This is a genomic window from Stenotrophomonas maltophilia group sp. Smal32, assembly GCF_030237085.1.
GTDB lineage: Bacteria > Pseudomonadota > Gammaproteobacteria > Xanthomonadales > Xanthomonadaceae > Stenotrophomonas > Stenotrophomonas maltophilia_Q.
Genome location: NZ_JASJSI010000019.1, coordinates 34,797 through 57,548, shown reverse-complemented (window position 1 = coordinate 57,548; position 22,752 = coordinate 34,797). Strand labels below are relative to the sequence as shown.

The following is a 22,752-nucleotide window of genomic DNA, read 5'->3' as shown; positions in this document are numbered from 1 at the left end:
ATCCACGCCACCGGGCACCCAGCGCAGCTCGGCCACGCCGGGCGCTTGCGGCGGCGGCGCAGGCTTCTGCGGCGCATCGCGCAGCAGCCACCAGCAGGCGACGCCAAGATTGAGGATGGCCAGTACGACGATCAGGGCACGGGTCAGCATGCGCGGATACTAGCCTGCGGGCTGGTGCACCGCCCAGCGGGCGAGGCCATCCAGCACCAGCGACGGGTGGTAGTCGGCGCCGGGCAGCAGCGGCATCAGCGCCGGTGCGCCGCCGCCGTGCACCAGCAGCGACGGTGCCACGCCCAGCAGCGCGTCCGCCTGCTGTGCGCTGCGTTCGATCAGCGCCACGGCCGCACCATCGCAGCCGGAGGCCAGCGCGTCGGCGGTGTCGTTGGCGAATTCGCTGTAATCACCGCCCGTGGCCGGCAGCTGCACCGCGCGGGCATGCAGTGCTTCGCGCATGGTGGTGGGCGATGCGGAAATGCGGCCACCGTGGTGCTGGGCGTCGGCGTCGAGCAGATCAATCGTCAGTGCGGTGCCCACGCCCACCACCAGCACCGGGCGCTGCGCCTTGGCCGCAGCCAGCAGGGCCAGGAAGCGATCGACACCGAACTTTTCCGGCTTGGCATAGGCAATGCGCACGCCAGCGCATTCGGCGCTGGTACGCACCACGTGCACGTGCGCGAAGCGGCGCTGCAGCTGGTCCAGCATGGCGCTGGTCAGCGACGGCGCGGCCACGCTGGCGACGAACGCGGTGCTGCCACTGGGCAGGCTGTGCGGCGGCTGCCCGGCCATGCCTTCGGCGCCATGCGCCCAGGCCTGCACGTCGCCGGCACGGTCACCCTGCAACGGCGCGAACTTGAAGCGCGAGTTGCCGAGGTCGAACAACCAATCGCTCATGCCGCCCTCACGCTGACTTCGCCGGCGTGCAGCAGGCGCTCCTGGCCATCGATGCGCACGCGCAGTGCGCCGTCATCGGCCAGGCCGAGTGCGGTGCCGTGCTGCCACTGCCCATCCAGCTCCACCCGTACTTCGCGGCCGGCCAGCATGTCGAAGGCGGCGTAGCGTGGCAGGAAGGGCGCCAGCCCTTCGCGGTCGAATTCTTCCAGTGCCGGCAGCAGGCGCGCGAGTACGGCGGCGACCACGACGTTGCGATCCACCGGCTTGCCGGCCAACGTGTCCAGATCCACCCATGGCTGGGTGATCTGCTCGGCAAACGACGGCGGCATGTGCGTGTTGATGCCGATGCCGATCACCGCCCGCGCCGGGCCGGCGTATTCGCCACCGCCCTCGGCCAGCAGGCCGACCAGCTTGCGACGGCCATCAACGATCAGGTCATTCGGCCACTTCAGCTGTGCCTGGGTGTAGCCCAGGTCGTGCAGCGCTTCGGCCACGGCGATGCCGGCCACCAGGCTCAGCCCGGCCAGGCGGCCAAGGCCACCGGAGTACAGGCGCAGCACCGACAGATAGACGTGCGCTGCCAGTGGCGAGGCCCAGGTGCGGCCGCGGCGACCCCGGCCGCCGGTCTGGCGTTCGGCCAGCAGAACGCTCACCCCGCGCTGGGGCGCGCTGCAACGCAGCAATTCGGCGTTGGTCGAGTCCACTGTCCAGGCCACCTGCAGGTCATGCAGCAGGGCCTGCGCGTCGGCGGGGAGGCCGGCGCGGATCGTGGCCGGGTCCAGCAGATCGACCGGCCGGGTCAGGCCATAGCCCTCGCCAGCACGGCCCTCGATGTCTACACCGGCGGCTCTAAGTCCTTGAATACGCTTCCAAATGGCCGCCCGGGTCTGGCCCAGCTCACGGGCCAGGGCGTCGCCGGAGAGGCGACCGGCAGCGAGTTTGGCCAGCAATTGGCGGTCGTCCACGGCAGCTTCCACGAAGTCAGGAAGGAATTATGCGGGAAAGCCGCCAACGACGCCCGCCACGCTGGGTTCCGCGAGGGCTTCCAACGGGGCGCCGGGTTCGGGCTAGAATCGGGAACTCACCTTCCCTTAACGTGGATGTCGTCAATGCGCCGTTATGCCCATTGCCTGATCCTGCTGACGATGCCCTTCGCGGCGTCTGCGACGGCAGCGCTGGACGACAGCCGCGGGGCCTGCGTGTCTTCCAACGGTGATCCCGCCTCGCAGCGTGCACCGACCCCAACGGCCTCGGCGGCGGCAAAGCCCGCATCCGTTCGCCCGGCAGCCAACACCAGCACTGGCGGCGGTGGCAGCGACGACGACGTGCTGCAGCGTATCCGTGCGCCGAAGTGGCACAGCTACCTGCCGGGAATGTTCCGCTGATCAAGTCGTTGCTGCAGTGGCTGCGGCCTGCGCCGCGGCCGATCGACGATGCACTGTGGGATGAGGCCTGCCGCCGCGCGGCCTGGCTGCACGGCCTGGACGACGAACGCCGCGCACGCCTGCGCGTGCTGGCCACCCGCTTCCTGCACGAGAAGACCATTACCCCGATCGGCGATCTGCAGCTGCACGCCGGCGATGGCGTGCTGCTGGCCGCACTGTGCTGCCTGCCGCTGCTGGAATTCGGCGAAGTGGGGCTGGAAGGCTGGTCGCAGCTGGTGGTCTACCCCGATGCGTTCCGCGTGCACCGCAGCCACATGGATGCGGCCGGCGTGCTGCACGAATGGGATGACGAGCTGATCGGCGAGTCGTGGGACAGCGGCCCGTTGATCCTGTCCTGGGCCGACGTGCAGGCCGAGCTGGCCGCGCCGCACGAGGGCTACTGCGTGGCGGTGCACGAGATGGTGCACAAGCTGGATGCGCTGGATGGCGCGATGGACGGCACGCCACCGCTGCCGCGCGAATGGCAGCGCGAATGGGCGGGCATTTTCCAGCGCGCCTACGATGCGTTCTGTGCGCAGGTGGACGCGGGTGAGGAAACGCTGATCGACCCGTACGCGGCCGAGGCACCGGAGGAGTTCTTCGCGGTGGCCAGCGAGTACCACTTCTCGGCGCCGGATGTGCTGCAGCAGGCGTTGCCGGAGGTGGCGGAGCAGCTGCGGCGGTTGTATGGCGAGCCGCCGAAGATGGTGGGGTGATTCACGGGTCCGCCGGGCATGGCCCGGCGACGTGGATCACGGCCCCGGCGGCAGACGCACTTCGAAACGGGCCCCACCCAGTTCGCTGGAACGGCCTACGGCCAGTTCGCCGCGGTAATCCTTGATCAGGTCCTGCACGATCGACAGGCCGATGCCGTGGCCCTGCACGCGCTCGTCGCCACGCACGCCACGCTGCAGCACCTTGCCGATGTCGTCCGGGGCAATGCCCGGGCCATCGTCGTCCACGGCCAGCAGCAGGCCGGCGCGGCGCGCGTTCGGGGCGGGCAGCGGTTGCGCGGTCAGCAACACGCGGCGGTTGGCCCACTTGAAGGCGTTCTCCAGCAGGTTGCCAAGCAGTTCCTGCAGGTCACCCGGTTCGCCGTGGAAGCGCGCGGCAGGGTCGATGTCGAACTCGCACAGCACGCCCTTGGAGGCGTAGACCTTTTCCAGGCCACGCACGATTTCCTCGGCGTTGGACTCGATCGGCAGCGGTGCGGAGAACAGCTTGTGGCCCGATGACGCAGCACGTGCCAGCTGGTACGAAACCAGGTTGTTCATGCGCTGCAGCTGCACGTCCAGTTCCTCGCGCAGCGCGCCATCGCCGGCACCGCTGTCCATCTGCGTGCGCAGCACCGCAATGGGGGTCTTCAGGCTATGCGCGAGGTCGGCCAGGGTGTTGCGCTGGCGCTCGAGGTTCTCGCGCTCGCTTTCAATGAAGGCGTTGATGCTGTCGGTCAGCGGCTCCAGCTCGCGCGGGTGGCGCTCGCTCATGCGCTCGGTCTCGCCGCGCTGCACCTTGGTCAGCTCGGTGATCACCCGCCGCAGCGGGCGCAGGCTCCACTGCAGGATGACGGTCTGCAGCAGCAGCAGGATCAGGCCGATGCCGCCCAGGTAGAACCAGACACGGCCACGGAACACCCGCAGCTGCGCGCCCAGTGCGCGCGAGTCTTCCATCACGTAGATGGTGTACGGGAATTCGGTGGCCGGGTCGGCGTCGGCGTCCCACACCAGGCCCAGGCCATAGCGGTACACCGAGCCTTGGCTGCCGTCGATCTGGATCATCGGCAGCGGGCCTTCGAACACTTCCTGGCGCGGCGCCAGCAGGCCGCCGCCGACGGTGGGCAGCATCGGGCCTTCGGCGGACATCGAATTGCCCTTGCCGTGCGGCATCACCACCTGCAGGTACAGGCCGCTGCCGGGAACGTCGAAGCGCGAGTCCGGCGGCTGCTCGCGGATGTACAGCGAGCGGTCGCGGGTGAAGTCGATGCCGGCCGCGTAGGCGGTGGCGTAGTTCTTCAGGCGCTCGCGCAGGTTCGCCTTGGCCGTATCGGCAAAGGCGGCGTCAAGCGCGTAACCGGCCAGCGCCAGGAACGCGACCAGGCCCACGGACGCGGCAAGCATCTGGCGCGCCTGCAGGGAGCGCGGCCGCCAGCGTCGGAAGAACCACAGACGGCCGGACATCATGGTCTCGCCAGGCGGAGCCGGCTCAGCCCTCGTTGCGCGGGATCGCGAAACGGTAGCCGCGACCGCGCACGGTCTCGATCGGCTTCAGTTCGCCATCCGGGTCCAGCTTCTTGCGCAGGCGGCCGATGAACACTTCCAGCACGTTCGAGTCGCGGTCGAAGTCCTGCTGGTAGATGTGTTCGGTGAGGTCGGCCTTGGAGACCAGTTCACCGGCATGCATCATCAGGTACTCCAGCACCTTGTACTCGTAGCTGGTGAGGTCGACATTGCTGCCGGCCACGCTGACTGTCTGCGCTGCCAGGTCCAGGGCGACCGGGCCGCATTCCAGGGTTGGCTTGCTCCAGCCGGCTGCGCGGCGCAGCAGCGCGTTGACGCGGGCCAGCAGCTCTTCGACGTGGAACGGCTTGACCAGGTAATCGTCGGCGCCCTGCTTCAGGCCCTCGACCTTGTCCTGCCAGCTCGAACGCGCGGTCAGGATCAGCACCGGAAACTTCTTGCCTTCGTCACGCAGGGCCTTGATCAGCTCCATGCCCGACATCTTGGGCAGGCCGAGGTCGATGATGCCGACATCGAACGGAACTTCGCGCCCCATGTAGAGGCCTTCCTCGCCGTCCTGCGCAGCATCGACGGCAAAGCCTTCGCGCTTGAGCCGGGCTGCCAGGGTCTCACGCAGCGGGGCTTCGTCTTCGACCAGAAGGATACGCATGAACTCTCCCTAGTGTCCTGGGTGTGGCCCGGAGGCCTGTGGGGTACGGGTTGATAGCGACAACTATCCCTGTTCAGGGGTTATCGCCGCGTAGTGATGACATATCCGACCGCGGCGTGCGCGGCTGTGAACGCGACGGGGCGGGGTCGTCCATGTAGCGGACACGGCCCCGGTCGTCCATGTACTTCACCCGGTTGATGTCACGACCATCGAACGGCACGCGCTCGGCGCCGAGGATGTGGCCGCCGGTGGTGCGCTGCACGCGGCGCACGGCATCGGACAGCGAACGCTCGTCGCCACGGTTGCCACGCTCGCCCCGCTCCATCATCTCCGCCCGCCCCTGGTCGCCGCGCGGCGGCTGCTGCGCCAGCGCCGAAGACAGCGGCACAGCCGACAGCACCACGCAGGTGGCGAAGGCAATGCGGCGATGGAAGGGAGCGGAAGACATCGATGCGATCCTAGCCGAGCTCGGCGATTCGTTCAAAAGTCGTAAATCCGGGAGCCGGGTTCGGGACCCGGCGCTTTACAATTCCTTTGCAAATTCTTGGTTTGGGGCAGTGAATCCGGTCTGAACTTTTCCGGCCCCGCCCCTGCGTTGTTCAGCTAAGTGAACATTCGGGACGAATCGGCGCCCCTTGTCAAGCCAGGAGTGTGACCGCGCTCACGCCGCGGCACGATCCGCGTCGCGTTCGGTGACGGCCAGCGCCTGCTCGACCAGGGTCCAATCGGCGCCAGGGCGGTGTGCGCCCTCGCTCAGCACCTGGCGGAACGCGCGGCCACCGGGTTGGCCGTGGAACAGGCCGAGCAGGTGGCGGGTGATGTGCTTCAGCGCCAGGCCTTCGCCCAACCGTGCTTCCACATAGGGGCGCAGCGCGCGCAGCAGATCGCCACGGGCCTGCAGCGGGGCGCCGGTGTGCAGCGCCTCCAGCTGATGCAGCAGGTAAGGGTCGTGGTAAGCCGCGCGGCCCAGCATCACGCCGTCGACGTGCGCGGCCTGCGCCTGCACCGCCTCGATGCTGGCCAGGCCGCCGTTGATCACCACCGGCAGTGCCGGGCGCTCCTGCTTGAGGCGGTAGGCCCAGTCGTACTTCAGCGGCGGAACCTCGCGGTTCTCCTTCGGCGACAGGCCCTTGAGCCAGGCATTGCGCGCATGCACCACCACCATGCTGGCACCGGCGGCGACCTGGCGGTCGACGAAGGCGGCGAACACGTCGTAGTCGTTGTCCTCGTCCACGCCCAGGCGGCACTTCACCGTCACCGGGATGTCGACCGCGTCGACCATGGCCGCCACGCACTCGGCCACCAGCACCGGCTCACGCATCAGGCAGGCGCCAAAACGCCCGGCCTGCACGCGGTCGGATGGGCAGCCGCAGTTGAGGTTGACCTCGTCGTAACCCCACTCGGCGGCGATGCGCGCAGCCTGCGCCAGCAAGGCCGGATCGCTGCCGCCCAGCTGCAGCGCCAGCGGCTGTTCGCTGGCATCGAAGCCGAGCAGGCGCTCGCGATCGCCGTGGATGACCGCGTTGGCGTGCACCATTTCCGTGTACAGGCGTGCGCCCGGCGCCAGCACGCGATGGAACACGCGGCAATGGCGATCGGTCCAGTCCATCATCGGGGCAACGGACAGGCGAATTTCTTCAGTTTTCAACATTTTCATGCACTTACCACCGTAGATGGGTACACAGAAGCACCCGATTTTTCCTATTTTTTCCCGCTGATTCCCATTCATCTGTACCATCCGCGTACCAACAGGAACGTGGTACACCGGGAGCTGGTACACCGATGGCAACGCTGCAACCGCGCAACGGCCGCTGGCGCGCCATTGTGCGTCGAAAAGGTCATCCCACGCAGAGCAAGACCTTCCCCACCAAGACTGCCGCCAAGACCTGGGGCGACCGCATCGAGCGCGAACTCGCCGACTACGAGGCCAGAGGCGGTACCCCCGGAGAGAACCTGACCATCGAGCAGCTGATCAGCTGGCGGATCGAGGATCTGGCCTCGGTGAAAGCTGCAGGCGCGACCCAGACCGGAAACCTGACCCGACTCCGTGAAGGGCTGGGCAGCGTAGTGGCCAGGCACCTGACGGCCAACGATGTGATCGACCACGCCCGCCGTCGCGTTCAGGGCAACCACATGAACGCCAAGGGGCACATTATCCCCCCTTGTTCGGCTGCAACCATGAACGTCGAGCTGGGGTTCCTGTCTGAGCTGCTGAAGCTGGCCGGGCCAATGAAGGGCGTGAAGCTGGCAAGCGACCCGGTGGCCGAAGCCCGCCCCGTTCTACGACTGTTGAAGTTGGTCGGGAAGTCCAAGCAGCGTGACCGCCGCCCGACGGCCGAGGAGCTGCAGCGCCTGCACGCCCACTTCGCAGCCGCAGAATGGCGGGCCACTATTCCCATGAGTGATATCGTCACCTTCGCGATCCTCACGGCGAAGCGTGAAAGCGAAATCACCCGATTGCAGTGGTCAGACCTGGACGCAGCAAACCGCACCGCGATGCTGAGGGACGCGAAGCACCCCCGCGCGAAGATCGGCAATCACCGGACATTCCCTCTCTTGGGTGAGTGCTGGGAATTAGTCCAGCGCCAGCCGCGGATCGCCGGTGAAGACCGGATATTCCCCTTCAACTCGAAGTCTGTCGGCACGGCCTTTACTCGCGCCTGCAGCAAACTCGGGATACTGGACCTGTGCTTCCACGATCTGCGTCACGAAGCCACATCGCGGTTGTTCGAGCAGGGCTATGACATTCCCGAGGTCGCTGCGGTTACATTGCATCGTTCCTGGAATGAGCTGAAGCGCTACACGCAACTGCGCCCGGAGTCGCTGCATCGCGTTGTCGTTCAAAAGGAGGGGGACGAACATGAGTAGGGAACCAAGCAGAGCTACCCTTCTGACAGGCGCGGCTTGCCTTCTTGCTGGAGGACTTGCGGGATACTCGTTGTCCACGGCGGCATATCCCGTCGATTGGTCATCTACGGGCGCCATGATGCAGGGTTGGGCTGCGTTGCTCGCCGCTAGTGCTGCTGCATGGGGCGTCAACAAGTGGCAGCAGGAAATTCGGTTCAAGCGTAACGCCGAGGTCGCCGAGAAAATCATGGTTGCGGTGGAGGGGCTCGCCCGCGCGTTGGAACAGGCTCGAAGTAAACCTTTCGACTTTGAGCTGGACGAACGCGTTGCCGGCGGCGTGGTACTCACCCCCGTATCGTATGAGCTTCGGCACAAAGTGTTTTCACTCGCGCCCTATTCCGCCGAATTGGAAGCGATGCGGGACCGCGTCTCCGCGATCTTCGGCAAGAAGCACAGCGACGCGCTGGCGGTTCTGCTATCTGTCACCAGTACCGTTCACTGGTCGTTTGTGGAGTGCATTGGCACTACAACAGGTGTCGAGAACGGGCGGCTCGATGCTGAGGCGCTTCAGTTGTTGGTGCCGGCAGCCGAAACGCTGGTCCCGGTGACCAAGCGCGGACACGACCTATCGGCAGCTATCAACCAGAACCTGGACGCTGTAAGAAAGCTTTTCAAATCCTCGATCTGAGGCCAACCGTCGACGCCGCCTGCACAAGTTCTAGATAAGCTTTCGCCATGTGCGGCCGCTTCGTCCAACGCCCGGTTCTCGACTTCGGTCTGCCATCGCTGGTCGACCTCGCGCCGGCGCTGGCCGAGATCCCCGCCAGCTACAACTTGGCGCCCACACAACGGGCGTCGGTCGTCCTCGATCGAGGAACAGGCCGGCAGGTGTCCCGGCTCGCGTGGGGCCTGCTGCCGTCCTGGGCGAAGGCCAAGAGCCTGCAGGGATCTACCTTCAATGCGCGGATCGAGACGGTGGCCACCAAGAACGCCTTCCGAGCCGCCTTCAAGAGGCGTAGGTGCCTGGTCCCGATGGCCGGCTACTACGAGTGGTCGATCAGCGACGTGGACGGGAAGAAAGACCCATGGTTCATCCACGCCGACGGTCCCCTATGGGCTGCAGGACTGTGGGAGGACGCAAGCCCTTTGCTGGCCGACGACAACCTGGGCACCTTCACCATCATCACCGGCGACAGTAGCGGCGTGTCGGCCGATATCCACGACCGGATGCCTGTCTGGATCGACCCTGGCCAGCTCGATGCGTGGCTCACGGCCGAGCCGGACGACGCGATGGCCATGCTCCTCGCGTCCAAGGTGCCCGCAATGGAGGCGTATCGCGTCAGCCGAGCGGTGAACACCCCACGCAACAACACCGAGCAGCTCCTGCAGCCGGTCGCCTAAACCGACGCCGGCGTCCCCACTACTCCCAGCCAAATGGGGGTGGGATGTGTGCTCCGGCCAACCTGTTCGCCCTCACCGCCTCCCGGTATGCGGTGATCTTGGCCACGTCCTCTCGCAGGCGGGCCTCATGCCTGGCCACCCACATCTCGGCACCGGAGCGACCCTGCTCATAGCTGGTACACCAGCGGAACGGCCCGCCGGGGCCATGCCGGTGCCGGTCGAGACTGGCGATCCAGATCCCGTCGTTCACCCGTTGCATCAGTACGGCCACCCACACGCTGCTGCAGGCGATGACCGTGGGGGCATCGTCGGGGAGGCTGGCAGAGCGCGTTGTCCAGTAGAAGTCGGGGGGCAGCGGCATGGCGGGGAGGATACGGCTGACCGTCGCAAAGGCTGCGACAAGGGAGCGGGCTGCAGGCGTGCGCATGTGCGGCGGTGGGGATGCTGATGGCTCCTTTACGCGCGATAAGGTGCAATTTTTCAGGTGACCACGGGAAAGAGGTAATAAAGGTAACCACCCTAAAAGAGATCACCGATTCACCTTTAAAAACAATGATTTATATTGAATTTATCAAGGTAACAATAGGGTAACCTCTGAGTAATCCCATTACCTTCTTCAGAGGTAACATCGGCGGAAGAAAATTTCCTTATGAATCAATGACATTACTTTGTAGGGATCAAGAAATTACCTCATATCACCTCGAAAGGTAACCGCCACTTTTCCTTTTATATCAGTCACTTATAGGCGCTTTGGATACGCGTGTTACCTGGTTACCTCGTTCCCGTGGTCACCTGAAAAATTGACTCCGCCCGAAGGTGGACATAGGAGGCCACAGGGCGCCACGCAGCCCCCCCCTACCGCGCAGGGAACCGCAGGGCGGACCAGTGCCAGCGAAGCCCGGAGAACGCCATACAGGGCCGGGGCTGGGCCGCGCTGCAGGCAGTGCAGAAAAAGCACCCTATGAAGCGCGCAGGCGTGGCGGGGAGACGAGTGCGCTCGCGAGGGCCATAGCCACGGTTACGTACGCAATCTGACGAAATGGTACGGAGCGACCGACGCTGTACAATCTCGCCCCGCAATGACCATGTAGGTCGACCAAATCGCAAGGAATGCTAGATGGCAACCCAATCAGACATCGCGGAAGTAATCTCTCGGATCAATGATCGTTGGGCGATTCCGAAAGCCAGAAACGGGCATTTCGGCAATGTCTTGAAGTCGCTGACTATCAACAACGTCCGCGGTGTGACCGAGAAGATCGAGTTCACCTGGCCGGTCACGGCAATAGCCGGGACCAACGGCAGCGGAAAAACAACGTTGCTGCAACTCTGTTCCGCCGCCTACGTGAAGGAAACAGGCGGGCGTGTCTACAAGATCGGAGACTGGGTGCGCAACGCGCTCGGTGACGAGACGCCGGCGTTCGACGAAAAGTCCTCAGTGAGCTTCACGTTCTGGGATGATTCTCCGCAAGTCGAGATCCCTTATCAGAAGGCCCGCACTCGCTGGGGCTATCCGCGTACCAATCCGAAACGCAATGTGGCGTTTATTGGTATCGGCCTTTTCGCTCCCCGCATCGAACGCCGCGACCGCCTCCATGTTTATCGTGCGCAGGTCAAGGTAAAGGCGACCTCCTCCCTCCCAAAGGAGGTCGTGCAGGCAATCTCATCGATCCTCAATGCGGGATACACGGCTGGCTCAATTCACACTGTCGGACCGGCTTCCGATCAGTGGAGCGAGAACCTTCCTCAGCTGGTAAGGAATGGCAAGCGGTACGGCGAACACCACATGGGCGCCGGAGAGCAGAAGATTGTCGCGCTGATTCGACAATTGGAGGCCATTCCTGCCCGGTCGCTAATTCTTCTGGAAGAGCCGGAAATCACACTACATCCCGACGCCCAGCGAGGGTTGGCCTGGTACCTGATGAGCCTGTCGCATCGCAAGGGGCATCAGATCATCGTCTCTACTCATTCAGGCGAGCTTTTCGAGACGTTACCTCTTGATGGCCGACTGCTGATGATTAAAGCGAACGATGCTGTCACAGCTGTACCACGCGCTCCGTACATTGCGGCAGCACGCCAGTTGAATGGCGTGGTGAAGTCGAATCAAGATCTCATCTTGGTCGAGGATGCAGTTGCACAGGCGTTCTTGAGAGAACTGCTGCGCCAGAAGAACAAACAGCTGCTGGACAACTGCGCGATTGTCCCGGTAGGAAACACCGACGACGTCTACCGCCTCGTTCAGAGTTTCCGGCAGATGAAGGTGCGCGCAATTGGAGTGAGAGACCCAGACATCGGCGCTTCGCCATCCTCTGGACTGTTCTCACTGCCGGGAGACCTGGCGCCGGAATCTCTGCTTCTAACTGACGACAACATTGCTGCTACCGAAGATTACTTGAACGGCATCACGACTTGTTTCTCGAAGGCGCGGGTAGCAGGAATTGGGCATACGGGTAGTAGCTGGGCGAAGAAGGTATTCCCCTCCCTCGCCCATCAGATGGACCTATCCCGCGATGCTCTCGCAGATCGACTTACGATAAGTTGGCTCAGATCAAATAGTGCTGCCGCAAGCGCACTTGCCGGCGATATCGATGCGGCATTCCTTGCAGCGTAGGCGCTCTCAGCGACAGCGCACCTTTCCGCAGCTCAAGCCGAGGGACGCATGGGATGCCAGCAGCTTCTGCCGGCCAGTCATCATGCTGCCGCTCCCAGCTCGAACGGGTTGAAGCGGATCACCTCATCGCCCAGCCATTCATTGATCGCGGTCAGCCGCGTCTGCAGTGGTGACAGTTCCATCGCAGTCCACACGGTTGCCGCCTCGCGGATCGAGCCAAAGCCACCGCTGTTCTGCGGCACGATGCCCAACAGCTGCGGCGGCGTGCGCAGGGAGGCCAGCATGTCGTCACGGGTCACGCTCTTGATGCCGGTAAATTCATCCTTCGCCGCAACTTCGCTGACCGGAATCAGCTTCAGACCATCCTTGCTGCCGCCCGGCGAGTGCAGGAACAGGTTGCGGAAATTGCCCGGGCCGCGTGACTCGCGCAGCGCGTTCCGGATACCGTCCACATCGTCCTTCTCGGTCAGGGAGTCGGTCAGGTACAGGATGAACCCGGCATGCGAGCCGTTGTTGTAATACTTCCGGCGAAACAGCGTCGCCGATTCGTTCAGCAGGGCCGACTGAACAGCCGGCATCCATTCCGGCAGCCCATAAATTTCCTGGTCAACATCTGCCTCGCGGAGCTGGAACACATCGCCGCGAGCAAACTCATGCTCGATCTTGCCGGCGCGGATCTGGAAGAACTCGCCCGGTTCCACGCCTCGGCGCACGTACTTGGCCAGCGGCACCGCCAAGGAGTGATTGACGCCGGACATAGCGCGGCGGCGCTCGACATAGGCCATGCCGAAGGTGATGTAGTCCAATGCCAGCTGGGCGAACGCCTCACGGCTCAGCAGCTTGTGGGGCTTGAACGTGCTCACCAGCATGTTGCGCTTGAACGTCAGTCCGCTGTGCAGATAGGGGTTAGCGCGGGTGGTGCGGGACAGCCCATGCAGATCCACCGGCGGTTCGAAGTAGCGCCCGTTGCGCCAGCATTCGAGGTAGTCGAGGATGCCCCGAGAGTCGAGCACGGGCGTGGGGTCGCCGAAGGTGAACGCCTCAACGCCGGCAGGGGCGGTCACGGTAGTGCCCTGGTCGGGGTCAGTCATCAGCAAATCTCCATGGTGCTGCGCGCAGCGGTGCCGCCTTCCAGCGGTTCATTCTGCAGCGCGTGCATGAGTGCCCACGCCAGATCGGCGTGGCCTGTGGTGCGCGAACGCCCGGCCGTGTAGGTGACCTGGCGCCCGCTCGGGGTGATGGTTTTCTGGATCGCAAGCAGCGACTGCGTGAGGTCGGTCCAGCCCGCGTCGTATTCCAGACGCTCGTTCTTGATGACATCGAACGCCTTCAACACCAGCCGGGTCTTCACCTCGGGGGAGTAGTTGAAGATCGTCACGCCGGGGAAGAACTGGCGCACCAGCTGGGCCACGCCGGTGCCCATGCCGGTTGCGTCGATGCCGATATAGGTCACCCAATACCGCAGGGTGATCTGCTGAATGAAAGCGGCCTGTGCCGCGAAATCCATGCCCTTGAACTGGTGCCTTTCCAGCACGCGGAACTTGCCACCGGGCACCAGCGGCGGGGCCACCACCACGATGCCAGCGCTATCGCCTGTCTCGGCCGGGTCATACCCGATCCACACCGCGCGGTCGCCGTATGGGCGCATGGCAAGCGGTTTGAAGTCGTCCGCCCAATCCACCCAGCTATCGACCTGGCACGGCTGTAGCATCGTGAGCGGGAAGATGCTGGCGCTGTCGTCCACGAACTCGCACATCAGCAGATTGGCGAATTCCTCGGCGCTGTAGTCGCGGCGCAGCTCCTCGATATCGAACAGGTCGCAGCCCCGGCCAGCCGCATCGAGCACAGTCACGATCTGGCGCCACATGGCGTCTTCACAGCGACGCCCGCCCATCAGCCGCGCGTGGCTCACATCCATCTGGATGTGCTGGGACACCGAACGTCCCTTGTTGAAACGCTCGCCCGTCCAGAAGTCGAACGCCTCATGCGCCATGGTGGATGGCGTGCTGAAGTACGTCTTGCGCCACTTCTTGTGCATCGCCATGCCGCTGGCGACCTTGTTCAGCTGGTTAAAGCCATGGGTCCAGAAGAATTCGTCGAAGTAGAAATTGCCGTGGTAGCCCTGAGCGGTGCGGGCATTGGTGCCGAGGAAGAACAGCTCGGCACCGTTGGCCAGGGTGATCGGATCGCCAGTCAAATCACGGTCCAGCACCTCACGCACAAAGCCGCGCATGTAGCCCAGGAAGATATGGGCCTGACTCTTTGAAGCGCTGAGGAAAATCTGATTTCGACCGGTGGTCAGCGCATCAATCAGCGCCTCACGCGCAAAGTAGTAGGTAGCGCCAATCTGGCGGGATTTCAGGATCACCCGCGTGCGTTCGTTGCCCGCCCGGTACCAATCGCGCTGGTAGTCGAAACACCCATCCACAAACGCCGTTTGCAGGCGCTCGATCTCTTCCTCGCTGAACTCGTTCTTGCGCGCCTTCTTCTTCGGAGCCGCGTTGCGGTTGGCCACCGCCGGATTCAGATCGGCCTCATTCCCGCCCCCCTGGTAGCGCTGGATGCGGGCCTGACGCTCAAGCTGGCGATGCAGCAGGTCGATCTCTTTGAAGTCGCCGCCGGTCTTACCTTCCTTGTGAATCAGGATCGCCAAGCGTGCTTCCAGTGCGCCGCCAATGCGCTCCACGGCGTCGGCGCGGTCCCATTCGTCGCGCGCCTTCCAGCTATGGATCGTCTTCTCTTTCTCGCCAATCAGGCTGGCGATATCGCACACGCGCCAGCCCATCCAGTAAAGGAACTTGGCTTGGCGTCGTGGATCGACGTGGAGTTTTTCGGCTACGCTGGTCACGTGAACAGGTTGCCCGCCGCCACGCGCGCGCGACACGGAAAACCCACGTAATACAGGCGCTTACACGCTCCGCGCGTTGCTGCAATTTCGCCCTCATTCGACGATGGGTCATCGCATCGAGAACCGATGCGCACTGACACCAGCAGAGGGTGAAATGGCCGGTAAGACCGACAAAAAGAAGCTGCGTTCCAAGTTCTTCCGCGTCGCCGTCGAGGGCGCAACCACCGACGGCCGTGTGATCGAGCGTCAGCACATCACCGATATGGCGGCGTCCTACGATCCGCAACTGTACGGCGCCCGCATCTGGGTGGAGCACATGCGCAGCCTGATGCCGGATGGCCCGTTCAAGGCGTTCGGCGACGTCCTGGCGGTGAAGGCCGAGGAGGTCGAAGTGGGCGGCGTGAAGAAGCTGGCCCTGTTTGCCCAGATCGAACCGACCGACGCGCTGGTTGCGATGGTCAACAACGACAAGCAGAAGCTCTACACCAGCATCGAGATTGCGCCGAAGTTCGCCGACACCGGCAAGGCGTACCTGCAGGGCCTGGCGGTGACCGACACCCCGGCGAGCCTGGGCACGGAAATGCTGGCCTTCGCAGCACAGCATCCGGACAAGAACCCTCTCACCCATCGCAAGCAGGCGCCGGAGAACCTGTTTACCGAACTGGAAGAGACGGAAATCACCTTCGATGAGGTCGAGCAGCCGGCGCCGCGCGCCAGCAAGATGCAACTGCTGCTTTCGGGCATCGGCCTGCTGCCGAAGCCGGCACCGGAACCCGCACCGAAGGATGATCCTGCGGCCGATGCCTCCAAGTTCGCCGAACAGCTTCTGGCCACCTTCACCGCACAGGAAGACCGCATCGAGCAGCTGGCCGAGGAGAACCGCAGCCTGGCCACCAAGGTCCAGAACCTCACCGCGCAGGTGGCCAGTGTGCGCAAGACGCTCGATGACACCCCGCAGACGTTCAGCCAGCGGCCGCCGATCTCCGGCAGCGGCGGCAACGTCGGCGACGCCACCGACTGCTGATCCCCACCGGCCCCCTACTCACGGAGCAACGCAATGCGTACCGAAACCCGTACACAGTTCAACCAGTTCACCCGCCGCGTGGCGGAACTGAACAACATCGAATCTGCCGCCCTGTCGTTCTCGGTCGAGCCGAGCGTGCAGCAGACCATCGAGCAGCGCATTCAGGAGAGCAGCGCATTCCTGTCCGCCATCAACATGCCCGGCGTGATCGACCTCAAGGGCGAGAAGATCGGCGTTGGTGTGAGCGGCACCATTGCCGGCCGCACCGACACCAGTGGCGACGGCAAGCGCGAACCTGCGGATGTGACGGCACTCGACAAGACTGGCTACGAGTGCGTCCAGACCAACTACGACACCGCCATCCCCTACGCCCGCCTCGACGCATGGGCGCGTCAGAAGAACTTCCAGACGCTGCTGCGCGACGCGATCATCCAGCGCCAGGCACTCGACCGCATCATGGTGGGATTCAACGGTACCAGCGCTGCCGCTACCACCAGCCGCGCCACCAATCCGCTGTTGCAGGATGTGAACAAGGGCTGGCTGCAGAAGTACCGTGAGCACGCCGCCAAGCGCGTGATGAACAAGGGCAGGGCTGGCGGCAATGTCCTGATCGGCGGCGACAAGGCAACGCGTGATTACGCCAACCTCGACGCGCTGGTCATGGACCTGGTGTCCAACCTGATCGACCCGTGGCATCAGCAAGATCCGGCGTTGGTCGTCGTGCTCGGCCGCAACCTGGTGCATGACAAGTATTTCCCGATCATCAATCAGGACAACAAGCCCACCGAGCAGCTGGCCGCGGATCTGGTGCTGGGCACCAAGCGCATCGGTGGCCTGCAGCCGGTCGTTGTTCCCTTCATGCCGGCCGATGCTTTGCTGGTCACCTCCCTGGACAACCTCTCCCTCTATTGGCAGATCGACGGCCGTCGCCGCTACATCAAGGAAGAGCCGGAGAAGAACCGCATTGCGAACTTCGAGTCGTCCAACGACTGCTACGTGGTCGAAGACTATGGCCGTGGCGCCGTGGTCGAGAACATCAAGGTCGTTGAGCAGGATGAAGCTCCGCAGGTCGGGGGCTGAGGCCATGGCCGACAGTCCCGCGAAGCGGCACCTGCAGCGCGTTGAGGCCGAAGAAGCGGCCATGCGCGCGGCAGGCGGCAATCTGATGGAAGGCACACCGATCTATCAGCAGACGCTGCTGCAGCTGGCCACCGACCGCGCTCGACTGAAACAGATTCAGTCGGGCAAGGCTAAGGGCCAACTCAAGGCAGCGCTGTTGCCGACCTATGACGCCTACATCGAGGGCGTCCTCGCTGCCGATGCCGGTGGCCAGGATGACGTGGTGTCCACGCTGATGCTTTGGAACATCGACGCAGGCTTGTACGACCCAGCGCTGGACATCGCCGCCTACGTGCTGGCGCATGGCCTGACGATGCCCGACCGATTCGAGCGCACCGCCGGCTGTGTCGTCGCCGAGGAAATTGGCATCGCCGCGCTCAACGCGTTGAAGACGGGTGCCGCATTCGACCTGGGCGTGCTGAATCGGGCTGTCGAGGTGACCAAAGGCCACGACATGCCCGATCAGGTCCGCGCCCGCCTGCTGCTGGCCCGCGCTCGCTGCTTGCTGCCCCCCGGCAGCGAAGAGACACCGCCGAACGCAGAGGACGTTGGTCAGGCGGTCGAGGATCTGCGCGAAGCCATCCGTCTGCATGACGGCTGCGGCGGCAAGGAAGACCTCAAGCGCGCCGATCGCCTGATGAAGAAGTTCGAGACCAGCCAGTCCAACGGCTGACCTCACACCGAGCGTACCCCGCAACCCAGCCGGCTCGGGGCCGATCACCAAGACCTCTCTCCCTTGGTGTGACGCCCCGACCACCGGCGACCTACGAGGCCACCATGAGCAGCTTTGTTGCCAACGCATCACCCGCCGCCAAGCAACCCAACCTCACCGCCGGCACGTTCTGGCCGGAGATCGACGTGGTTGCGCTGCGTGAGGCGATCCGGGTCCCCGGCGACATACCGGCACCGCGTATGCGCAGCACCGTGGTGTCGGCCGTCATGGACGTAACGCGGGAACTGGAGGCGTGGCAGGCAGGCAAGGAAGCCGCCGGCTACGCCACCTTGGCCGACGTGCCAGCGCAGATGATCGACGGCAGCACCCGGCTGGTGCATCTGTTCCTGCGTGCGGTCGGTTGCGCCACCGCTGTCGAACTGCACGAACGCTACCGCTCCTACGACGCCACCGCACAGGGCAACCAGCGTGCGGAGGAACTCACCCCGACCATTGATGAGATCCGCCGCGATCTGCGCAACGCCATCTGCGACCTGCAGGGCTTGCCGCGCGTCACGGTGGAGCTGATCTGATGCGCGTCGTCTCGATGCAGGGCGACACGCTCGACGCGCTCTGCCACCGGCACCTGGGCACCACCGCCGGCATGGTCGAGAAGGCGCATGCACTGAACTACGGCATCAGCTTGCATGGGCCGGTCCTGCCCATCGGCACTGTCGTGGAGCTACCCGACGTACCCGCACCGTCCACCGGCGCCGCGATGCGCCCCCTTGTTCAGCTATGGGATTGAAGATGACCGAACCAACCTCTACCGGCAGCATGGCAGCACTGGCAACAGGGGTCGGCCTTGCGTCGATCCTGCCGGGGATCCAAACCGATGCGTTCCTGGGCGCGTTCGCCGGCGCCACCTTGTTCGTCGTGTCGGCCAAGAATCTGCCGATCTGGAAGCGCCTGGTGTATCTGGCCATCAGCGTCGTGGCCGGCTACCTGGGCGGTACCGAGGTGATGCAGCGCTTCGGCGTGGTGTCCACGGGCCTTGCCGCGTTCATCTGTGCCGCGGTCATCGTCACCCTGACCCTGAGCCTGATCGAGCGCAGCCGCTCGGCTGACGTGACCCGCCTGCCGCGTGGAGGCTCCGATGGCTGAGTTCCTGACCACCGCCACGCTGCTGTGCAGCCTGGCCATCTGCATCCGCCTGCTGACCTACCGCCCTGCCCCCGGCGCCAACCACCGCCCCGCCATCGCCTGGTGCGCATGGCTGCTGATCGCCGCCACCGGCGGCCTGGCGCTGCAGATCATGCTGCAGGGCGCGCGCGCCAGCGTCACCGTCTGGCAGCTGCTGCTACTGCTGGTCCTGCTGGTGGCCACCTATCGTTCGCGCGGCAACGTCGCGCACCTGTTCGGGAGCAACTGACGTGCTGACCGCCCCACTACTGGCGCAGATCATGCAATGCCCGCTCTCCCGCGCTCAGCGCTGGGTGGCGCCGTTCAATGCGGCGATGAAGCGCTTCGGGATCAACACCCCGGTGCGCGTCGCGTACTTCCTCGCACAGGTAGGCCATGAAAGCCTGAGCCTGTCGCGGGTGGAGGAATCGCTCAGCTACAGCCGCGAGCGCCTGCTCGAAGTGTTCGGCAAGTACGTCGAAGGCCCGGAGGCGGCTGCGTTCGTCCACCAGCCGGCGAAGCTGGGCAACCGCGTCTACGCCAACCGCAACGGCAACGGCAATGAGGCCAGCGGCGACGGCTACGCCTATCGCGGGCGTGGGCCGATGATGCACACCGGCCGTGGCAACTATCGCCACATCGGCCAGCTGATCGGCCAGCCGCTGGAAGAGATGCCCGGCCTGCTGATCGAGCCGGAAACCGGCGCCCTCGCAGCGGCGGCGTTCTGGCACGACAACCGGCTCAACGCCTACGCCGACCAGCGCGATGTGCTGAGCGTCAGCCGCGTGGTCAACCTGGGCAACGCCCGCAGCCGCGCCACACCGAACGGAATGGCCGACCGAACCTCACGCACCAACCGCGCCCTGGCCGCGCTGGGCGCACGCTGATGCTCTACCGTGCCCTTGCCATCGTGGCCCTGATCGCGGCCACCGCCGGCCTTTTCAGCTGCCAGCAGGTGCGGGTGAACCGCGCCACTGCCGCGCTGGACCGCGTCAACGCTGCCTTGGCCAGCGCCGATGCCGAAAAGAAGGATCTGGCCGGCAAGCTGGAACTGGCACAGGGCACCACCCGCGTCGTGACCGAGTACGTGGACCGCGTACAGGTGGTGCGCGAGCGCGGCGACACCATCACCAAAGAGGTTCCCGTCTATGTCACTCCGACCGCTGATGCCGCTTGCGCTGTGCCTGCTGGCTTCGTGCACATCCACGACGCCGCTGCGGCAGGCATCGCCCCCACCGGAACTGCCGGCGATCCTGATGCGCCCGCTGCCGGCGTTACGCTCTCTGCCGTCGCCGAAACCACCGCAGCCAACTACGGTCAGTACCACGCCGCCGCCGAGCAGGTGACGGCCCTGCAGCAGCTGGTCACCCAGCTGCACACCGCCCTGGCCGAGTGCGCGCGGCGATGAAGAAGCCCCAACTGCTCCGCCAGCACCTGGTCGCGGCAATGCCGTCGCTCGCCGCCGATCCGGAACGCCTGCTGGTGTTCGTGGATGACGGCGGGCTGGTGGCCAGCTTCCAGGCTGGTCTGTCCTTCCAGTACCGCTACACCCTCGAAATGATCCTGCGTGACTTCGCCGGGGCGCCCGAGGCCGTCATGGTGCCGCTGCTGCAGTGGCTGACGCGACACCAGCCCGACCTGCTGGCCAACCCAGACAACCGCGAAAAGCTGGCCTTCGAGGTGGACGTGCTGAGCGATACCGTGGTCGATCTGGCAATCCGTCTACCGCTGACCGAGCGCGTGCGCGTCGTGCAGGACGACGCTGGCGTGTTCCAGCTGCAGTACCTGCCCGAGCCGCGCGCCGAGTGGGAACACCGCCATACGCTCGCTGGTGGCCCGCTGACGGCCGACGGTGAAGTGCTGGGCACCCTGCCGGCGATTACCGAGTGAACGAGGATCTGCAGCGCCTGGAGGCTTGGGTGGCGCCGCTGCTGCAGCGGCTCAAGCCTGCAGAGCGCAGCCGCCTGGCCCGCAAGGTCGGCACCGCCGTGCGGCGCTCTCAGCAAAAGCGCATCGCTGGCCAGCAGAATCCCGACGGTTCCCCGTTTGCCGCACGACGCAACGCACCGCCTCACCGCGCCAAGGCTGGCCGCATCAAGCGCGGTGCCATGTTCGGCAAGATCCGGCAGGCCAAGCATCTACGCGTGCGGGGCAGTGCCAGTGAGGCGGCGGTGGGCTTCGCCGGCCGCGTCTCCCGCATCGCGCGAATCCACCAAGAAGGCCGCACCGATTCCGTCAGCAAGGGCGGCCCCCGCGTTACCTACGCGCGGCGCGTGCTGCTCGGTTTCACCCATGCCGACGAACAGCTGATACGCGAGCTGATCCTCGACCATCTGCACACGCTGTAGCGTAAGCGGCCGCGCTACACGCCGCATTCCTCGGCCTCGCGCGCGCGCGATGGGAATCTGGACCGGACCCATCAGCCGGTGCATCCGTGTCCTCATTTACCGCCATCGAAGTCGACAAGCTGCCGGCGCCGGACATCTTCGAGCAGCGCACGTTCGAGGCCATCTTGGCCGAACGTCTGGCCGAGTTCCGGCGCCTGTGCCCCGACTACACCGCCCTGGTCGAATCTGATCCGGTGATGAAACTGCTGCAGGCCAGCGCCTACCGCGAGCTGGTGCTGCGTGAGCAGTTCAACCAACGCGCACGCGGCCTGCTGCTGCCCTACTCCAACGGCGCCGACCTGGACAACCTCGCTGTGCCGTTTGGCGTGCAGCGCAAGCTGTTGAAGCCGGCAGATCCGAAGACCAACACCCCGGCCGAGTACGAGAACGACGCAGCCTTCCGGCGCCGCATCCAGCTGGCACCTGAAAGCCTGTCTGTCGCTGGCCCCGAAGGGGCCTACATTTTCCACACGCTATCCGCACATTCGGACGTGCTCGACGCCAGCGTCGCCAGCCCGTCGCCGGGCAAGGTGGTAGTCACGGTCCTGTCGCGGCAGGGCGACGGCACGCCGTCGGCGGCGCTGTTGAAGACCGTCGAATCCGCGCTGCTCAACGACAACGTGCGGCCCCTGACCGACTACGTGACCGTGGCCCCGGCCACCGTGAAGCCCTTCGAGATCCGGGCGCGGCTGGTGACCTTCAACGGTCCCGATAGTGCGCTGGTACTGGCCGAAGCCCGGCGCCGCGTGTCGCTGTTCCTGCAGCAGACCCAGCGCCTGGGCCGCGACGTGCCGCTGTCGGCGCTCTACTCGGCCCTGCACGTCGATGGCGTCCACCGTGTGCAGCTGCAGATGCCCACGGCGGATATGCCGGTGGACGCGCAGTCGGCGCCGTACTGCACCAGCGTTGTGATCGAGCACGGCGGCACCGATGCCTGACGCCACCTCCCTGCTGCCCCCCAACTCGACGCGGCTGGAACGCGCGGTAGAGCGCGCCGATGCGCAGCTGTCGGGCGTGCCCATGGTTCACGACACGCTCTGGAACCCGTGGAACTGCCCGGCCGAGTTCCTGCCGTTTCTCGCGTGGAGCGTGTCGGTGGATACCTGGGACAGCAACTGGCCGGAGCGCATCAAGCGTGCCCGCATCGCCAGTTCGTTCCAGATCCAGCGCCACAAAGGGACCGCCAAGAGCATCGCGGACCTGATCGCCAGCTTTGGCGGTCAGATGAAGATCCGCGAATGGTGGCAGATAGCCCCGCAGGGCGAACCGCACACGTTCAGCCTGTTTTTGACCATCAGCGGCGACGGCGGTCAGGAGTCGTCGGCCGAGTTCGTCCACCAGATCGTGGACGCGGTCAACCGCACAAAGCCCGTGCGCTCGCACTTCACTTTCACCCAAGGCATTCAGGCCGACAGCCAAGTCGGAACCGTCGCAGGTGCCCAAGCGGCGGTCTACCGCCGCCTGACGATGACCGGAGATTGAC

The 22,752-nt window shown here is 65.0% G+C and carries 27 protein-coding genes and 1 pseudogene; 19 read left to right on the top strand and 9 right to left on the bottom strand.

Translation table 11 applies throughout. The features are described 5' to 3' along the window. The 3 genes and pseudogenes from QRO91_RS22490 to birA form a co-directional block, all read right to left on the bottom strand. Positions 1-150: pseudogene (locus QRO91_RS22490) on the bottom strand (SPOR domain-containing protein); the annotation flags it as partial. A gap of 9 nt (positions 151-159) precedes the next feature. Further along, positions 160-891, bottom strand: coding sequence for a type III pantothenate kinase (locus QRO91_RS07060; RefSeq protein ID WP_197619898.1), 732 nt, complete (start codon positions 889-891; stop codon positions 160-162). Beyond that, a complete protein-coding gene (birA, locus tag QRO91_RS07055; RefSeq protein WP_049431395.1) occupies positions 888-1,856 on the bottom strand; it encodes a bifunctional biotin--[acetyl-CoA-carboxylase] ligase/biotin operon repressor BirA in 969 nt (322 codons plus the stop codon). Before birA ends, QRO91_RS07060 begins: the two co-directional genes overlap by 4 nt. A 144-nt stretch (positions 1,857-2,000) precedes the next feature. Here birA and QRO91_RS07050 point away from each other — a divergent pair, with 144 nt between their 5' ends. Further along, entirely contained in the window at positions 2,001-2,276 is a 276-nt protein-coding gene (locus tag QRO91_RS07050) for a hypothetical protein (RefSeq protein WP_049431392.1), read from the top strand. Continuing rightward, positions 2,243-3,031, top strand: coding sequence for a zinc-dependent peptidase (locus tag QRO91_RS07045; RefSeq protein WP_180849127.1), 789 nt, complete (start codon positions 2,243-2,245; stop codon positions 3,029-3,031). The genes QRO91_RS07050 and QRO91_RS07045 overlap by 34 nt, the downstream gene beginning before the upstream one ends. Positions 3,032-3,067: 36 nt before the next feature. Here the strand turns inward: QRO91_RS07045 and QRO91_RS07040 are convergent, their stop codons facing one another. The 4 genes from QRO91_RS07040 to dusA form a co-directional block, all read right to left on the bottom strand. Then, positions 3,068-4,492, bottom strand: coding sequence for a sensor histidine kinase (locus tag QRO91_RS07040; RefSeq protein WP_032953760.1), 1,425 nt, complete (start codon positions 4,490-4,492; stop codon positions 3,068-3,070). A gap of 25 nt (positions 4,493-4,517) precedes the next feature. Next, positions 4,518-5,201: a response regulator transcription factor gene (locus QRO91_RS07035; RefSeq protein WP_004136763.1), complete on the bottom strand. Its 684-nt coding sequence runs from the start codon at positions 5,199-5,201 to the stop codon at positions 4,518-4,520. Between the two features lie 73 nt (positions 5,202-5,274). Beyond that, positions 5,275-5,649: a hypothetical protein gene (locus QRO91_RS07030; protein WP_049431386.1), complete on the bottom strand. Its 375-nt coding sequence runs from the start codon at positions 5,647-5,649 to the stop codon at positions 5,275-5,277. A 213-nt stretch (positions 5,650-5,862) separates the two neighbouring features. Further along, positions 5,863-6,858 (bottom strand): tRNA dihydrouridine(20/20a) synthase DusA, encoded by a 996-nt coding sequence (gene dusA, locus QRO91_RS07025; protein WP_285310352.1) that lies wholly within the window; start codon positions 6,856-6,858, stop codon positions 5,863-5,865. Between the two features lie 125 nt (positions 6,859-6,983). Here dusA and QRO91_RS07020 point away from each other — a divergent pair, with 125 nt between their 5' ends. The 4 genes from QRO91_RS07020 to QRO91_RS07005 all read left to right on the top strand — a co-directional run bounded on the left by QRO91_RS07020 (position 6,984) and on the right by QRO91_RS07005 (position 12,057). Beyond that, positions 6,984-8,069: a site-specific integrase gene (locus QRO91_RS07020; protein WP_197602948.1), complete on the top strand. Its 1,086-nt coding sequence runs from the start codon at positions 6,984-6,986 to the stop codon at positions 8,067-8,069. Between the two features lie 118 nt (positions 8,070-8,187). Further along, the gene (locus QRO91_RS07015; RefSeq protein ID WP_285310351.1) at positions 8,188-8,736 is read left to right on the top strand and encodes a hypothetical protein; all 549 of its coding nucleotides are present in this window, start codon (positions 8,188-8,190) and stop codon (positions 8,734-8,736) included. 47 nt (positions 8,737-8,783) lie between these two features. After that, on the top strand, positions 8,784-9,449 hold the full coding sequence (locus QRO91_RS07010; protein ID WP_197602945.1) for an SOS response-associated peptidase: 666 nt from the start codon (positions 8,784-8,786) through the stop codon (positions 9,447-9,449). Between the two features lie 1,117 nt (positions 9,450-10,566). Then, on the top strand, positions 10,567-12,057 hold the full coding sequence (locus QRO91_RS07005; protein ID WP_285310350.1) for an ATP-dependent endonuclease: 1,491 nt from the start codon (positions 10,567-10,569) through the stop codon (positions 12,055-12,057). Between the two features lie 80 nt (positions 12,058-12,137). On the opposite strand, the gene QRO91_RS07000 is transcribed toward QRO91_RS07005, so the two are convergent. Then, positions 12,138-13,148: a phage portal protein gene (locus QRO91_RS07000; protein ID WP_111189571.1), complete on the bottom strand. Its 1,011-nt coding sequence runs from the start codon at positions 13,146-13,148 to the stop codon at positions 12,138-12,140. After that, positions 13,148-14,905, bottom strand: coding sequence for a terminase ATPase subunit family protein (locus QRO91_RS06995; protein WP_285310349.1), 1,758 nt, complete (start codon positions 14,903-14,905; stop codon positions 13,148-13,150). Before QRO91_RS06995 ends, QRO91_RS07000 begins: the two co-directional genes overlap by 1 nt. 154 nt (positions 14,906-15,059) lie before the next feature. Between QRO91_RS06995 and QRO91_RS06990 the strand changes: the two genes are divergently transcribed. The 13 genes from QRO91_RS06990 (at position 15,060) to QRO91_RS06930 (ending at position 22,751) form a co-directional block, all read left to right on the top strand. After that, positions 15,060-15,929: a GPO family capsid scaffolding protein gene (locus QRO91_RS06990; protein WP_285310348.1), complete on the top strand. Its 870-nt coding sequence runs from the start codon at positions 15,060-15,062 to the stop codon at positions 15,927-15,929. Between the two features lie 33 nt (positions 15,930-15,962). Further along, positions 15,963-17,009, top strand: a complete 1,047-nt coding sequence (locus QRO91_RS06985) for a phage major capsid protein, P2 family (RefSeq protein ID WP_099540195.1) — start codon at positions 15,963-15,965, stop codon at positions 17,007-17,009. A gap of 4 nt (positions 17,010-17,013) precedes the next feature. Continuing rightward, the gene (gpM, locus tag QRO91_RS06980) at positions 17,014-17,721 is read left to right on the top strand and encodes a phage terminase small subunit (protein WP_285310347.1); all 708 of its coding nucleotides are present in this window, start codon (positions 17,014-17,016) and stop codon (positions 17,719-17,721) included. Positions 17,722-17,825: 104 nt separating this feature from the next. Next, the gene (locus tag QRO91_RS06975) at positions 17,826-18,293 is read left to right on the top strand and encodes a head completion/stabilization protein (protein WP_285310346.1); all 468 of its coding nucleotides are present in this window, start codon (positions 17,826-17,828) and stop codon (positions 18,291-18,293) included. Next, a complete protein-coding gene (locus QRO91_RS06970; protein ID WP_033833604.1) occupies positions 18,293-18,508 on the top strand; it encodes a tail protein X in 216 nt (71 codons plus the stop codon). Before QRO91_RS06975 ends, QRO91_RS06970 begins: the two co-directional genes overlap by 1 nt. A 2-nt stretch (positions 18,509-18,510) precedes the next feature. Continuing rightward, positions 18,511-18,864 carry a putative holin gene (locus QRO91_RS06965; RefSeq protein ID WP_010481669.1) on the top strand — a complete coding sequence of 118 codons (354 nt, stop codon included), beginning with the start codon at positions 18,511-18,513 and terminating at the stop codon, positions 18,862-18,864. After that, positions 18,857-19,132, top strand: coding sequence for a phage holin family protein (locus tag QRO91_RS06960; protein WP_285310345.1), 276 nt, complete (start codon positions 18,857-18,859; stop codon positions 19,130-19,132). Before QRO91_RS06965 ends, QRO91_RS06960 begins: the two co-directional genes overlap by 8 nt. Before the next feature lies 1 nt (position 19,133). Next, positions 19,134-19,769 (top strand): glycoside hydrolase family 19 protein, encoded by a 636-nt coding sequence (locus QRO91_RS06955; RefSeq protein ID WP_404830237.1) that lies wholly within the window; start codon positions 19,134-19,136, stop codon positions 19,767-19,769. Beyond that, positions 19,769-20,290 (top strand): hypothetical protein, encoded by a 522-nt coding sequence (locus QRO91_RS06950; protein ID WP_285310344.1) that lies wholly within the window; start codon positions 19,769-19,771, stop codon positions 20,288-20,290. Before QRO91_RS06955 ends, QRO91_RS06950 begins: the two co-directional genes overlap by 1 nt. Next, on the top strand, positions 20,287-20,772 hold the full coding sequence (locus QRO91_RS06945; RefSeq protein WP_285310343.1) for a phage tail protein: 486 nt from the start codon (positions 20,287-20,289) through the stop codon (positions 20,770-20,772). The genes QRO91_RS06950 and QRO91_RS06945 overlap by 4 nt, the downstream gene beginning before the upstream one ends. Further along, a complete protein-coding gene (locus QRO91_RS06940) occupies positions 20,769-21,230 on the top strand; it encodes a phage virion morphogenesis protein (protein ID WP_285310342.1) in 462 nt (153 codons plus the stop codon). Before QRO91_RS06945 ends, QRO91_RS06940 begins: the two co-directional genes overlap by 4 nt. Before the next feature lie 86 nt (positions 21,231-21,316). Then, positions 21,317-22,207 (top strand): baseplate J/gp47 family protein, encoded by an 891-nt coding sequence (locus QRO91_RS06935; RefSeq protein WP_285310341.1) that lies wholly within the window; start codon positions 21,317-21,319, stop codon positions 22,205-22,207. Then, entirely contained in the window at positions 22,200-22,751 is a 552-nt protein-coding gene (locus tag QRO91_RS06930) for a phage tail protein I (protein ID WP_285310340.1), read from the top strand. Before QRO91_RS06935 ends, QRO91_RS06930 begins: the two co-directional genes overlap by 8 nt. Position 22,752: the final 1 nt, after the last annotated feature.

Coding starts and splice junctions, on each gene's coding strand:
- QRO91_RS06960 (WP_285310345.1), top strand. CDS start 18,857: ATGGCTGAGTTCCTGACCACCGCCACGCTGCTGTGCAGCCTGGCCATC.
- QRO91_RS06945 (WP_285310343.1), top strand. CDS start 20,287: ATGAAGAAGCCCCAACTGCTCCGCCAGCACCTGGTCGCGGCAATGCCG.
- QRO91_RS07030 (WP_049431386.1), bottom strand. CDS start 5,649: ATGTCTTCCGCTCCCTTCCATCGCCGCATTGCCTTCGCCACCTGCGTG.
- QRO91_RS06930 (WP_285310340.1), top strand. CDS start 22,200: ATGCCTGACGCCACCTCCCTGCTGCCCCCCAACTCGACGCGGCTGGAA.
- QRO91_RS06965 (WP_010481669.1), top strand. CDS start 18,511: ATGACCGAACCAACCTCTACCGGCAGCATGGCAGCACTGGCAACAGGG.
- QRO91_RS06950 (WP_285310344.1), top strand. CDS start 19,769: ATGCTCTACCGTGCCCTTGCCATCGTGGCCCTGATCGCGGCCACCGCC.
- QRO91_RS07005 (WP_285310350.1), top strand. CDS start 10,567: ATGGCAACCCAATCAGACATCGCGGAAGTAATCTCTCGGATCAATGAT.
- QRO91_RS07000 (WP_111189571.1), bottom strand. CDS start 13,148: ATGACTGACCCCGACCAGGGCACTACCGTGACCGCCCCTGCCGGCGTT.
- QRO91_RS07020 (WP_197602948.1), top strand. CDS start 6,984: ATGGCAACGCTGCAACCGCGCAACGGCCGCTGGCGCGCCATTGTGCGT.
- QRO91_RS07060 (WP_197619898.1), bottom strand. CDS start 891: ATGAGCGATTGGTTGTTCGACCTCGGCAACTCGCGCTTCAAGTTCGCG.
- QRO91_RS06970 (WP_033833604.1), top strand. CDS start 18,293: ATGCGCGTCGTCTCGATGCAGGGCGACACGCTCGACGCGCTCTGCCAC.
- gpM (WP_285310347.1), top strand. CDS start 17,014: ATGGCCGACAGTCCCGCGAAGCGGCACCTGCAGCGCGTTGAGGCCGAA.
- QRO91_RS07010 (WP_197602945.1), top strand. CDS start 8,784: ATGTGCGGCCGCTTCGTCCAACGCCCGGTTCTCGACTTCGGTCTGCCA.
- dusA (WP_285310352.1), bottom strand. CDS start 6,858: ATGAAAATGTTGAAAACTGAAGAAATTCGCCTGTCCGTTGCCCCGATG.
- QRO91_RS06985 (WP_099540195.1), top strand. CDS start 15,963: ATGCGTACCGAAACCCGTACACAGTTCAACCAGTTCACCCGCCGCGTG.
- QRO91_RS07035 (WP_004136763.1), bottom strand. CDS start 5,201: ATGCGTATCCTTCTGGTCGAAGACGAAGCCCCGCTGCGTGAGACCCTG.
- QRO91_RS07040 (WP_032953760.1), bottom strand. CDS start 4,492: ATGTCCGGCCGTCTGTGGTTCTTCCGACGCTGGCGGCCGCGCTCCCTG.
- QRO91_RS06975 (WP_285310346.1), top strand. CDS start 17,826: ATGAGCAGCTTTGTTGCCAACGCATCACCCGCCGCCAAGCAACCCAAC.
- QRO91_RS07015 (WP_285310351.1), top strand. CDS start 8,188: ATGCAGGGTTGGGCTGCGTTGCTCGCCGCTAGTGCTGCTGCATGGGGC.
- QRO91_RS07050 (WP_049431392.1), top strand. CDS start 2,001: ATGCGCCGTTATGCCCATTGCCTGATCCTGCTGACGATGCCCTTCGCG.
- QRO91_RS06990 (WP_285310348.1), top strand. CDS start 15,060: ATGGCCGGTAAGACCGACAAAAAGAAGCTGCGTTCCAAGTTCTTCCGC.